This window comes from Fusobacteria bacterium ZRK30, from assembly GCA_024628785.1.
Classification (GTDB): domain Bacteria; phylum Fusobacteriota; class Fusobacteriia; order Fusobacteriales; family Fusobacteriaceae; genus Psychrilyobacter.
The window spans coordinates 568,789-582,114 of the sequence record CP102405.1 but is presented as its reverse complement, the minus strand read 5'-3'; the positions used below and the strand labels follow the sequence as shown (position 1 = coordinate 582,114).

The window sequence follows — 13,326 nt, the reverse complement described above, 5'->3', positions numbered from 1 at the left end:
AATTTTTTCAGATAAAAACATTCTTGGGAACGTTCCCAATTTTAGACAAAAATTTTTCTTATAGGTACTCTATCACATCAATTTATAATCTGTCAATTTTTTTGTGTTTTTTTAGTATATTTTGTTTCAAATCCCACACTTTTACCTTTTCATTATAGAACTTTTTATTTCCCCTTGACTAAGCGTGATTCCATAACTATCTTTTCATCTGCAGACCCACCGGATAACATCTTAAAAATCATCTTCCCTGCCTCTATTCCTGATTTTTTATAAGATAAATTCACCGTAATATGATTTTCATATAAAAAACTTAACAATTCATTTTTCCCTATACCACTGACAACTATATTTTCAATATGTTTTTCTGCCAGATATTTTCTGACTCCCAAAGCCAAATTATCGGTGGCACAGACTATCGCATCTATTTTATGCTCCACTAAAACTTCAGTCAGCTCATAGGCTTTTTTATAGGTAAAATCTCCAAAGACACTTATATTTTTCATATTATTTTCATTTACAAATTCCTCATAAGCCTGATATCTCCTATACCCGGTAGTCCGATCACTTAGATCTACCCCCATATAGGCTATTTTTTTTAATCCCATATTTTGAAACTCTTTCAAAATTTTCTCCACAGCACCATAATCATCATAAACTATCGAAGTGAACCCCTTTACTTCCTGGCCCATCATAACAATCGGCACTTTTATTTTTTTAAGATAATCATACTCTACACCACTGGTGGCAAACAAAATTATTCCCTCCACCTTTTTATTTATAAACATCTCTACATGTTCCTTTGTTTTTTCCTGGTCAAACAAACTCTCAGCAAGGACCACATCATAACCCATACTGTAGATGATCTCCAGCATACCCCTGACAGCCTGTGCTTCAGATGATGAATCTAAACGACTGGTGATAATCCCTATTACACGACTGTTATTTGACCTCATCCCCCTTGCATTTATAGATGGTTTATAGTTCATCTCATTTATAACTTTCAATACCTTTTCCCTGGTTTCATCCTTTACATTTTCATCGTGATTCAATACACGAGATACCGTTGATTTTCCTACTCCAGATTTTTTAGCTATATCAAATATAGTTAACTTCTTCATCAAATCACTCCACTTCTTTATATATACTTTATATTTTACTCCTTTATCTTTTTTTTACAAGTTATTTTCATCAAATCTATAAGGTATATACTCAATAAACAAAAAAACCAGTCAGAAGACTGGTTTAAAATTTTATAAATTGGAGGCGACGACCAGATTCGAACTGGTGATGGAGATGTTGCAGACCTCTGCCTTACCACTTGGCGACGTCGCCGTTATTTATTATTAATCTTATATAAAATGGTGCCTTGACGCGGAATCGAACCACGGACACGAGGATTTTCAGTCCTCTGCTCTACCGACTGAGCTATCAAGGCATCATATATGGCGGGAGTGACGAGACTCGAACTCGCGACATCCTGCGTGACAGGCAGGCACTCTAACCAACTGAGCTACACCCCCATAGATGATATATAAGATTTTAAATGGTGCTCACAACTGGACTTGAACCAGTGACCCCCTGCTTGTAAGGCAGGTGCTCTCCCAACTGAGCTATGCGAGCATTCGTTTTTTCAGAACTCATTTAGTATACTATAAGTAGTTTTTGTTTGCAAGTTTTTTTTTATTTATTTTTAATTTTTTTTATTTTTTTACTCCGAAAAGCAGAGATATTGGATTTTTTATAGGGATAAATCAGCTGTTATCCTTGTAATCACTAGTGTTTAAACCATATATATAAATTTTATCCATATGCAGACCACAATCATAACCCAGAGAATTTTTTTTGCTAATTTAATCTTCAAAATTAACGACTTTTTTTGTTTCTTGTAGACTTCCATCTAAAGTTTTCCTGACCACCTTGCCATTTGACATTTTAAATACTATACTTGTATCAACAAAATTAGGAGGTATAACTCATGAACTCATACATAGTCGATACTAACGTTATAATTGCCAACCCGTTCTTTATGAGGGATTTTAATGATTGTGAGATAATCATTCCTATCTACGTACTAGAAGAATTAGACAAAATTAAATCCAGAGAAGGAAACAGCGGATTTCGTGCCAGACAATTTTTTAGATTTTTTAAGGAGATCGAAAAAAATGGAAATCTTATAGAGGGAATAACAGTTGATAATAAAGTTATTTTAAAAACAGAAATTCAGGGAGATCTCACCCTTATCCCCAATGGTTTAGATCCAAGCTATGTGGATAATAAGATCTTAGCCCTTATGATGATGCCAAAATACAAAGAAAAAACTCTTTTAACCAACGATGTCAGTATGAGGGTCAAAGCTTCCTCCCTGGGAATAAAATGCCTTATCTTAGACGCCTCTGATAAACATAAATTAGATGATCTCTATACAGGGGTTATTACCTGTGAGGTTACCTCTGAGATGGTAAAAAAATTCTACACGGCCAAGGAGATCTCCCTGGAAGACCTTAAGATCAAATCCATGAACCCCAACCAATTCTTTTACGGTTATACAGAATTTTCCTACAACCAGATTGTCGGTAAATTTGATGAAAAAAGAAATAAGGTTATAAAATTAAAATATGATGATGCCAAAATATATGGGATCTCTCCTAAGGATGTCAGACAAAAATTTGCCATCGATGTCCTACTTGACCCAAAAATTCCATTTATTACAATAACCTCCAGACAGGGGTGTGGTAAAACTCTTTTAGCAGTTGCAGGAGCCCTGGAACAGGTATTAGAAGGAAGCCGTTATGAAAAAATATTAATCGGAAAAAATACATCACCTGTGGATAAGTGGAGTTACCAGGGGTTCACCACTGGAGACACCGAGGAAAAACTGTTGACGCATTTTGCCAACTATACCACTACCTTTGAAAATATTCAGCATCTGAGAGGGAAAAAACCTCGTAAAGGGGTAGATATTTTACAGGGACTGATGGATCAGGATAAAATAGAAGTTTTAGATATTTCCTCTATTCTGGGGTCTAGTTTCCTGAATAAGGTAGTTGTAATAGACGAAGCCCAATCATTTGATATCCATGCTATGAGATCGATGATCACAAGGATAGGAGAGGGCAGTAAACTAATCTTAATAGGAGATATCGCTCAGCAGACAGTCTCCAGGTTAGATCCGGATAAATCAGGTCTCTATGCCTCTATTGAGTGGCTTAAGGTGCTTCCGGAAACAGCTCATATTACATTAAATAAAGTTCACAGGAGTGAATTTGTAGACAAAGCCAGTTTGATCTTTGATAAGAAGATTTTCGGATAATAAAAAAAAAAGAACACACAAAATAAAATTTTGTGTGTTCTTTTTTTTTGCTTTGAATATAATTTAAACAGCCCTATATTTTAATTTTTTCTGAATATATCTCGGGAAGATAATTCCGAATAAAATTATTAAAATTCCAACCCACTGAATCATAGATGAACTTTCATGTAATATTGTCACAGAGGCCAGTGTGGCTACTGGAAGCTCTATCGATGCAAGGATCGAGGTCAAACCTACCCCTACAACAGGAACTCCTATTGAAAAAAATAATGGCGGGATAATGGTTCCAAATAAGGCTACTGCCACCCCATACTTTAATAATGGTAAAACTATTTTAATATCTCCAAGAAATGTCGGAGGGAATAAAATCACTATAAAAGTAAGAGCTCCAGTTAACATCAATGCACTTCTTTCCATGGGATCTACATTTGTTGCAACCTTTCCACTTACAAAGGTAAAGGCTGTATATGAACATGCTGCAAGAAGTCCATAGATCGTGCCTAAAAATGTTAAACTACTTAATCCGCCGTCAAAAATATTGGATGAAAATGCCGTCCCTATTAAAAGTAGTGCAATCGACATTACCTGAGTCTTTGAAGGCAGTCTTTTTTCCAAAATACACTCTACTAAATTTCCCATCCATGTAAATTGAAAAAGCAGCAATATAGCCATTGAAGCCGGAATCTCCTGAACAGATTTATAATAAATTATACTGGTTAATCCAATTGGAATACCTGTAAGCATTAACTTTATTGCATCGTTTCTATTAAAATTTATCTTGTATTTTTTATTTGTTAATTTTTTTAAAAAGACCAAAAGCCATAAAACTAAGCACCCTATTCCTGCTTGAGAAAATACAATCTGACCCAATGTAAATCCCTCACCATAAGCCAGTTTCACAAAAGTTGAAAGAACCCCATAACTGACAGCACCCAATAGAACGAAGATTATATACTTCGTTGTTGATTCATTTTTTTCCATTTTTTCATCTCCTAATTTTTTAAATAATTCTATAAAAAAAAGGGCACACACGTGCGCCCATAGAAAGGAGATTTTTGCTCTCCTAGTAGATACTCTTTTAGCATATTTAAAAGATTATATGGAATTACCTATTTTTATATCCATTAAAAACAGTACCACAATTCCCAAACTTTTTCAATCCTTATAAAGCCCTGGTATCTACTAAAAAATTATCTTAACTTTAAATTTTTCATACTTATATCGAGGGATGTATATGAATGGGTAAGAGCTCCTGAAGATATATAGTCAACTTTCAATCCTCTAATCTCCTGAATCCTAGCTTCATCTACATTTCCGGATATCTCAACTATGGCTTTCCCGCCTATTATCTCAATGGCTTTTCCCATGGTTTCTACATCCATGTTATCCAGCATTATAATATCTGCCCCTGCTTCTACAGCTTCCCTTACCTGATCCAGACTCTCTGTTTCCACCTCTATCTTCTTTACAAAGGGATGATTATTTCTCACAGCTAATACGGCTTTAGTCAGGCTGCCCCCGGCCGCCATTATATGATTATCCTTGATCATAGCCATATCCATCAGATTATATCTATGGTTGTTCCCGCCTCCTACTTTTACCGAATATTTTTCCAAATATCTCAAATTAGGAGTTGTCTTTCTAGTATCCATAAGTTTTATCCCTGTTCCATCTAGGACCTTCACCATCTTATTGGTTTTAGTAGCTATTCCCGACATCCTCTGAATCAGGTTTAGAGCTACTCTCTCACCACTCAGTATATTTTTTGCTATTCCAGAAATTTTAGCTAAAATTTCTTTGGGTTTTACCACCGATCCTTCAGTAGTCATAAATTCTACCTCTACACCACCTAGGATATCAAAAGTTCTTCTAAAGATATCCAATCCGCAGATTACTCCCTCTTCCTTAGCTATCAGATCTACTTCACACGTAGCTTCGGCATCTAAGATCGAATTTGTCGTTATATCATCTATTACAGCATCTTCCAACAGTGCATCTTTTATCACCTTATCTATTAACAGAAAGTTCATCTTTCAAATCCTCCCTAACCTTTAATATCTCATCTATAACCAATCTTCTATTCTCTTCCTTGATTTTCTCTATGTCTTTATAATTTCCTATTTCCAGCTTTGATTCATCACAAGAAAATTCTTCCTTAAAAACCCTGTTTTTTATTATTGTTTTATTTATGTGGTCAGCTACCCTGTTTCCAAATACCAATCCCTCTAACAGAGAGTTACTAGCAAGCCTGTTTCTCCCATGAAGTCCTGTAAATGCGATCTCACCACAGGCATATAGACCGTCCAGGCTGGTTTTCCCATCCATATCCACTGTGATCCCCCCCATAAAATAGTGCTGGGAAGTTGTTACAGGGATCATGTCTTTTGCAAGATCATAGCCCTTCTCCAATAAATTTTCATATATCCCTTTAAATCTTACCTTTAAAAAATCAACCTTTAATTTTGTAGCATCTAAATATACATAGGGTGAGCCTATCTCTTTTTTCTTTGCTTCAATACTGGCTGCCACTACATCCCGGGGGAGGAGCTCATCCACAAACCTGTTCCCCTCCAGATCTTTCAGCTCTGCCCCTTCTCCCCTGAGGGATTCTGAAATTAGAAATCGCCTTTCACTCTGAGGATCATAAAATGCTGTAGGATGAAACTGGATAGCACCTACATTGGATATCTCCACCCCATGTTTTTTTGAAAGAGCAATTCCTATCCCCTTAAGGTTTCTTCTGTTAGTAGAATTTTTAAACAATCCTCCAATGCCACCAGTAGCTAAGACCACTTTATCACCTAGAAATTCTAAAATTTCATTTTTTTCATTAGTTCCTATGACGCCAACTGCTTTTTCATTGGATATCAATAGATCTAATATTTCAACCTCTGAATAAGTGGTTATATTATTTCTTCTTTTCATCTTTTCAGCCAATGTCAAAAAGATATGTTTTCCAGTTTGATCGTTGGAGTATAAAATTCTTCTCTTAGAGTGGGCAGCCTCTCTGGTATACAACAGGTTCCCGTCATCATCTCTGTTAAAGGGAACCCCCATGGACACCAACTTTTTTATATTTTTATCTGCTTCTTCGGCTATTAATTTCACCGTTTCTAAATTATTCTCATTCCCACCTGCATAGAGAGTGTCCTCTATAAAAGACTCCCTATCCTCTTTCCCTCTAACTGTGGTTATCCCACCCTGAGCTAAATATGTATTACAACTCTCTAATTTATCGTTGGTAATTATCGCAATCTTTAAATCACTGCTGATATTAAGGGCTGTATAGATCCCTGCTATCCCACTTCCACAAATTATTACATCATAATTCATATCTACCCTCCTGCATATTTATGCATATTTAGAAGGGAAACCTTAGCTTTTTTTATAAGCTCTTCATCCATTATTACCTCACATTTCTCATTTTCCAAGGCATCTATAATCGTCTCTATAAACACCCTCTTCATAGGCGAACATATCATATATGGAAAATAAAAACTCTTCTCCGGACTGTCTTTTTTCAGTTGATGCTGGATCCCTCTTTCCGTCACCACAATAAATTCTTTATTGGGAGAAGTTTTAGCATAGTTTAATATTCCAGCGGTACTCCCTACATAAGTAGAGATATCTCTTATCTCTTTCTGACACTCTGGATGAGCTAAAATCTCTATATCTCCATGTTCCTCTATCAATTTTTTTATGTTTTCCAAAGTTACCTTATGATGCACATTACACTGACCATCAAATGGGATGATTTTTTTATCTGTCTGTTCTGCTACATATGAAGCCAAATTTTGATCCGGTACAAATATTATCTCGTCAGCATCTATATTTTCAACGATTTTTAGAGCAGAAGAAGAGGTACAGCAAGCATCTGATACTGCTTTCACCTCACTGGATGAATTTATATAGGTTATTACTTTGGCATTTGGATGAGCTTTTTTCATCTCCAATACCAATCCAGGGGTAGCCTGGTGTTCCATACAGCAAGTAGCATCTCCATGAGCCGGAAACAATACTTTTTTTTCAGGAGAAAGTATCTTAGCACTTTCAGCCATAAATTTTACTCCACAGTATACGATTATATCTGCATCACTATCCCTTCCAACCTCACTTAGATAATAAGAATCTCCTACATAATCAGCAACATCCTGTACATCTGCATTTTGATAATAATGAGCAAGAATTATTGCATTTTTCTCTTTTTTCAATTTCTTTAACTTCTCTAACTGATTCATATCGTCCCCCATTTTTTTTAGTTTAAAATGTGTCTACAATTTAAAGTCTAATACCTTTTCTCAATAATTTCAAGGGGTAAAAGGTAATTAAAAGTATAAGTTATTTTTTTCTCAAAGCGATAAGGGGGATAAAAAATACTTTTTCTTGCAACAAAAGAGCTACAAACCATTCTAGTGAAAAACTTAACTTACATCTTAGTTTTATTTTCATAAAAAATTCCCAGTTATTTTCATAACCGGGAATAATCTTAATTATTTTTTACTTTTTAACTCTTCTATTTTCATCCATGAATCATTTTCTATCATAGCTGCATTTATCGTTATCTTCTTACCCATCTTTGTTTTAAATTCTTTAACAACTTTTTTTTCTATTCCATCGGCATCTTTAAACCTAACCTCTATAGTATGATTTACACCCTTTACATACTCTCTTTTTTTCTTCTTTTTCTTTATCTTAACTTCTTTTTTTCCATCCAGGATATAGTAGGCATTTTTAGGAGTATATTTTTCTCCTTTATTTTCTATAAATACTGCATGCTCCTTCCCGCTTATAAATAAAAATATTCCCAAAAGGATCATGGCTAGAATAACTCCTATTCTGGTAGCAATAGTTTTCATTATTTTTCACCTCCAGAAAGCTGTATCTCCATCATCCTCTTCCTTTCAGCTTTATTTTCCTGTTCCCTTCTCCATTGATGTAATACTAGAGCCAAGGCTATTACTCCGTAGGAGATAAACACCCTGAAAAACTCCCCTATTTGAGCTGATCCGACCAATTCCTTTCCTGCTCTAGGTGATATCACAAACATCAGATGAAATAATATTATTCCACCTAAAGCGTTGGGTATACTGGCTTTTGCAGCTGTTGCCCCGCCTATTAGGATCGCTGCGATAGAGAACATCCCTATCTGTTCATGACTGTTATATGTATTCATTGTCCCTATATTTTGTAAAAATATTATCTGCCCGATAGAGGCTAATACAGTAGATATTACAATTGATAAGACCCTGGTTTTTTCCACTGCTATTCCTGCAGATTTGGCTATCTCCATATCCTGACCTATAGCTCTCATATCCTGGCCTAACTTAGTTTTCCTAAACCAGACTATAAATAAACACAGGCCTCCTATTATTAATATAGTCAGAAGAGGTATTGTGAATTCTCCTACCTTTACAACCATAGATTTATCTAAAACCTGACGAATATTTTTTAAGTCGATGGCGTTTCTGATCCCGTATCCACGGCTTAATATTATTTTTTTATTTGTCATGGGAATGATATTTCCCATCCCATATAAAACTATCAGCTGATAGACACCATTTATAAAAAATCCCATGATTATAGAGGTTATCATCTCTCTGCCCTTGGCTTTATTCAATATATATCCGCCTAATATACCCAATAAGACAGCTATAGGTAATGAGATTAAGACCGCCAACATAATCCCTTCCATCCCTACTATTCTCCAATCTGTAATAAAGATAAGACCCAGCTGGCCGGCCATAGCTCCTAAAACTATTCCAAAGTTCAGTCCCATTCCTGCAACTACCGGTATGATAAGAGAGAGTACCAAAAATGAGTTCCTGGAAAGTCTGGAGATCATCTCCTGAACCAAATACCCACCTGAAAGACCAGATATCGGAGCAGCCATGACAATCATTATTAATATCACTATGGGTACTATGTTATTTATGAGAAACTTTTTACCTTTATTTTCCATTCTTTTTACCCCCTTTCCTAGTCAAAGCATAGAGAATCATTCCATTTGAAATTATTATCCTCAAGGTTTCTGACATATCTGTTTTGACCAAGTTATTTATTACCGAAGGTGTCATTGTAAGAATCCCCTGGAATAAAAAAGTTCCTATCATTACATTTATTACAGTTGCTTTATTTACAGAAGCTCCTCCTATAAGGATCGCTGCAATTGCCGGAAATGCCATATAAAATGGTGCTAAATACAGCTGAATAAACCCGAAACTCTGTTGATATACTATAATTCCTACAGCAGCTAACATAGTAGACATTATTACCGACTTAGTCCTTACTTTATCTATATTTACACCTGTTGCCAGAGCAAATTTGGGATTAGCTCCTACGGCTTTCATTGCCAGACCTGATTTAGTTTTAAAGAATCCCCACATCAAAAATGCCAAAAAACCAAAGAAGATTATCTCACCAAATGGTATTTTATCTGCCATTGGGAAGATTTTATTCAATGCTCCCTGCCAGTAATTTTCTATACTTATTGTTGTACGAAGACCTGATCCTCCATATGCCCAGATCATATCCTGGCTTTTAAAGGGTAATATAAGCCACATGATACACATAATTGCTACTGAAGAGAATCCTACATAGGTAGCGATCATCATCTCTCCACCCTTTACCCTGTTTAATATCTGTGAGTAGCCCCATCCAAATATAACTGCAAATGGAATTGCCATTATGATAGCTCCCCAAAATCCTAAAACTCCAGTAAGTCCCATCTCTACACTAATTACCGCTCCAATCAATCCTGCTTCCACCCCTAAAGGCAGCCCAAAATTTAGTCCTGTTCCCGAATATATCATAGGCATAAGAGATAATACCAGGATAGCGTTCATTCCAAATCTTATCAGTGTATCACTTATAGATGTCCCCAAATTCAAGCCTACAAATGGAGCAACCACATACATGCTCAAAAGAAACAGCGCTATTATTACCCTGGGCCATCCCATAGTTTCAATATAACTTTTAATTTTTTCCATCAGTTCCTCCTATCCCTACCATCAATTCTCCAAATTTAATTATATCTGCTTCTGGAGGCAGTATCCCAGCTACTTTACCCTCTGTTATTATAGCTATCCTGTCACTGATACCTCGGAGCTCCTCAAGCTCTGAAGAAGTTATGACTATCGTAGTACCATATTTTTCATTGTATTCCCGGAGAGTCTCCAAAACTAATTTTTTTGCTCCTACATCTATTCCCCTGGTTGGCTCCGAAACCATCAACAATTCAGGTTTCATAGTAAATGCCTTAGCCAGGCAGACTTTCTGTTGATTTCCTCCGCTGAGTTCTCCAGCTGTCTGTTTAGAGCTCAAGCACCTAATCTCTAACTTCTTTATATATTCCAACGCATTTTTTTCCACATTTTTTTCATCGACCCACTCTACCAGACCTCCAAGATATTTTTTGACGAATTCATCCTTGATTTGGATTGCAGAGTAAGCTATATTATCTTCAATAGTTCCATCCAGGAGCAGCCCCACTCCCTTTCTGTCTTCCGACACCAGAAAAATACCATTTTCCAGGGGTAACTTAGGCTTATTCAGCTCTAAATTTTCCCCTCTAAAAATTAGTTTTCCTCCAGTGGTGTAAAGCCCCATGATCCCATTGGCTATTCCTAATTTTCCCTGTCCTGCCATTCCGCCTATTCCCAATATTTCGCCTTTATATACTTTCAGGTCTAATTTTTTTACTGTTTCTCCAGGCATATCTACCCAGAACTCATCTAATTCCAGCAGAACTTCCTTGTTTTCAGTCACTTTTTTCATAGCTTCCGATTCGCTGAAACTTCTTCCGATCATCCATTCAGTTATCTCGTGGGAGTTAGTTTTCTTTGTTTCTACCTCCTTTATTAGGACCCCATCCCGGAGAACTACTACCTTATCACTTATTTCCATGATCTCATTTAATCTATGGGTTATAAAAACTATTGAGATCCCCTCATTAGCAAGTCGTTTCATAGTCTGCAATAAGATCTCTGCTTCTGATTCTGTAAGGACTGCTGTAGGTTCATCCAGTACCAACAGCTTTGTATTTTCCCTCTCTATCTCCCGGGCTATCTCTGTAAATTGTTTATGTGCTACGGGCATCTCTTTTATTATAGTTTTTGGATCCATCTTTACACCTAGATGTCCCACTGCTATCCCTGCTCTAGCTTCCATTTCCAAATTATCTAATTTTTTTATCCTGTCACCAAATAGAATTTCTAAAAAACTATTTTTAGTCGATTCCCTATTAAGAACTATATTTTCAGTAGCTTCAAATCCAGGTATCAGGGAAAACTCTTGATGTACCATCCCTATTCCTGCTTCTAAAGCATCAAATGGAGATTTAAAATCTATTTCCTTTCCTTCAAATTTTATACTCCCGCCATATCCACCTGTTTCACGAATTACAGGCATTCCAAATATAGTTTTCATTAGAGTCGACTTTCCTGCTCCATTTTCTCCTACCAAGCCTATTATCTCACCCTTGTTTATACTTATATTTATGTCTTTTAACACACAATTTTCGCCAAATGATTTGGACAAATTTTCTATCTTTAAAAGTAGTTCACTCACTGGTTTCCCCCTGTTTTTCCGATTTAATGATAAAAAAGGGGCTTTCGCCCCTCCACTTTATCTTAGTTAGGTTTTTAGTTAATTTCAAAATATTTTTCAGGAACTTCAAGGTTTGTCATATTTAAGTATCCTTTTCCAAATACATATGTATCTTGATATACTAAGAAAAAGTTTTCTCTCTCTATTCCGTCAACATCTACATATTCACTTCCATTCCAACCTGCTCCAGGACTTTGCATTCCTAATGCAGCCATAACTTCATCAAAATCATCTATCTCTGATCTTCCCTCTATTACATCTATTGCATGAGTTCCTAAAGCTACTGCTGCAGCAAAGTTATATGAATATGCCCATGTTCCCATTCTTCCTGACCCACCAGCTTTAACTACTGATTTTTCAACTTTTTTCAATATCTTAGGCCAATTTCCCTTTTCACTCTTATCAAATTTAACTCCTAAAGCTCCAGGGTATCCCATTGTTGGAGAAGGCAGGTCTGCTTCTACAAAGTATCCACCATCTTCTGCTATCCTCTTTAATAAAGGTTCAGTCTGTGCATCATTTGTTGCGAAAAATGCAGTATCTTTACCGTATTTTTTTAACCATGAAGGCACTTTTTCTAAGATAAATTGTTGAGCTCCTGCTACACCGACATCACTTACAGGGTCTGGGGCAGTCATAGTTATAAATTCCATACCTAAATCAGCTGCCGCCTGTTTCATAATATCTCTTCTTCTAGATAAAAGTTCATAACTCATATGTCTAGGAAATGATATATGCATAAATTTCTTTGCTCCCATCTCTTGAGCTGCTTTTACAATTAAGTAACCTCTAGCCACATTATCGGGGTTTAATACTAAGTCTGCTACATCTGCGATCATCTCTGGATCTTCATGGGGACTGTTTGCAATTAATAAAATATCAGGATTTTTTTCCCTTACCCTTCTAAATGCTTCCACTGTTCCAGGAATAGCTTCTGTTATAACTATTGCTTTCATCTTAGGGTCATCTGCTAAACTTACGATTTGAGAGATTGTAGTTTCCATCTCCTGCATAAAGTTATCCGGGTAAGTTATATGTATTACTTTCCCTCCGTTTTCAGCTGCTCCAAACTTGTTTATTAACTCCTGAGCTCCTCTAAGCCCGTCTTCTGATTGAGATACTGTCCCGGATACTACACCAATATGGTAGTCTGCTGAAAAGGCAAACGCCGACATTACAAACATTGTAACTAATAAAAATAATTTTTTCATTCTTTCATCTCCTTAAATAAAATTATATATAAATACCATTTAATTGGCACTATACTTCGATTAAAAAGTACGATTTAAACTATTAGTACTGAGTTTACTCTAATATGAACACTTTGTCAATACTTTTGGACGTTTTTTATTTTTAATCTAAAGAGATCATACAGCATAATAAAAAAAAGGTGCTAGAACGCACCTTTTTTT

Annotated in this window: 11 protein-coding genes, 4 tRNA genes and 1 riboswitch; of the genes, 1 reads left to right on the top strand and 14 read right to left on the bottom strand. The window is 35.9% G+C overall.

Features of this window, described 5'->3' with window-relative positions; genetic code table 11:
• Window positions 1–164: 164 nt before the first annotated feature.
• From NRK67_07825 to NRK67_07805, 5 genes are all read right to left on the bottom strand, one after another.
• On the bottom strand, window positions 165–1,118 hold the full coding sequence (locus NRK67_07825; GenBank protein ID UUV19343.1) for a LacI family DNA-binding transcriptional regulator: 954 nt from the start codon (window positions 1,116–1,118) through the stop codon (window positions 165–167).
• Window positions 1,119–1,258: 140 nt separating this feature from the next.
• A tRNA-Cys gene (locus tag NRK67_07820) sits at window positions 1,259–1,332 on the bottom strand.
• Between the two features lie 27 nt (window positions 1,333–1,359).
• Window positions 1,360–1,435: transfer RNA gene (locus NRK67_07815), tRNA-Phe, on the bottom strand.
• Between the two features lie 8 nt (window positions 1,436–1,443).
• Window positions 1,444–1,520, bottom strand: a tRNA-Asp gene (locus NRK67_07810).
• A gap of 24 nt (window positions 1,521–1,544) precedes the next feature.
• A tRNA-Val gene (locus tag NRK67_07805) sits at window positions 1,545–1,620 on the bottom strand.
• A gap of 355 nt (window positions 1,621–1,975) precedes the next feature.
• On the opposite strand from NRK67_07805, the gene NRK67_07800 reads away from it, so the two are divergent.
• A complete protein-coding gene (locus tag NRK67_07800; GenBank protein ID UUV19342.1) occupies window positions 1,976–3,310 on the top strand; it encodes a PhoH family protein in 1,335 nt (444 codons plus the stop codon).
• 63 nt (window positions 3,311–3,373) lie between these two features.
• Here the strand turns inward: NRK67_07800 and NRK67_07795 are convergent, their stop codons facing one another.
• The 9 genes from NRK67_07795 to NRK67_07755 form a co-directional block, all read right to left on the bottom strand.
• Complete coding sequence (locus NRK67_07795) at window positions 3,374–4,291, bottom strand: EamA family transporter (GenBank protein ID UUV19341.1); 918 nt, start codon at window positions 4,289–4,291, stop codon at window positions 3,374–3,376.
• A gap of 40 nt (window positions 4,292–4,331) precedes the next feature.
• A riboswitch (purine riboswitch) is annotated at window positions 4,332–4,433 on the bottom strand.
• A 67-nt stretch (window positions 4,434–4,500) separates the two neighbouring features.
• A complete protein-coding gene (gene nadC, locus NRK67_07790) occupies window positions 4,501–5,340 on the bottom strand; it encodes a carboxylating nicotinate-nucleotide diphosphorylase (protein ID UUV19340.1) in 840 nt (279 codons plus the stop codon).
• Entirely contained in the window at window positions 5,318–6,643 is a 1,326-nt protein-coding gene (locus NRK67_07785) for an L-aspartate oxidase (GenBank protein UUV19339.1), read from the bottom strand. The genes nadC and NRK67_07785 overlap by 23 nt, the downstream gene beginning before the upstream one ends.
• Before the next feature lie 2 nt (window positions 6,644–6,645).
• The gene (nadA, locus tag NRK67_07780) at window positions 6,646–7,548 is read right to left on the bottom strand and encodes a quinolinate synthase NadA (GenBank protein ID UUV19338.1); all 903 of its coding nucleotides are present in this window, start codon (window positions 7,546–7,548) and stop codon (window positions 6,646–6,648) included.
• Between the two features lie 252 nt (window positions 7,549–7,800).
• Window positions 7,801–8,166 (bottom strand): hypothetical protein, encoded by a 366-nt coding sequence (locus NRK67_07775; protein UUV19337.1) that lies wholly within the window; start codon window positions 8,164–8,166, stop codon window positions 7,801–7,803.
• Window positions 8,166–9,269 carry an ABC transporter permease gene (locus NRK67_07770; protein UUV19336.1) on the bottom strand — a complete coding sequence of 368 codons (1,104 nt, stop codon included), beginning with the start codon at window positions 9,267–9,269 and terminating at the stop codon, window positions 8,166–8,168. Before NRK67_07770 ends, NRK67_07775 begins: the two co-directional genes overlap by 1 nt.
• Window positions 9,259–10,296, bottom strand: a complete 1,038-nt coding sequence (locus NRK67_07765; GenBank protein ID UUV19335.1) for an ABC transporter permease — start codon at window positions 10,294–10,296, stop codon at window positions 9,259–9,261. Before NRK67_07765 ends, NRK67_07770 begins: the two co-directional genes overlap by 11 nt.
• Window positions 10,283–11,875, bottom strand: coding sequence for a sugar ABC transporter ATP-binding protein (locus tag NRK67_07760; GenBank protein UUV19334.1), 1,593 nt, complete (start codon window positions 11,873–11,875; stop codon window positions 10,283–10,285). Before NRK67_07760 ends, NRK67_07765 begins: the two co-directional genes overlap by 14 nt.
• Window positions 11,876–11,949: 74 nt before the next feature.
• Window positions 11,950–13,125: a DUF3798 domain-containing protein gene (locus NRK67_07755; GenBank protein ID UUV19333.1), complete on the bottom strand. Its 1,176-nt coding sequence runs from the start codon at window positions 13,123–13,125 to the stop codon at window positions 11,950–11,952.
• Window positions 13,126–13,326: the final 201 nt, after the last annotated feature.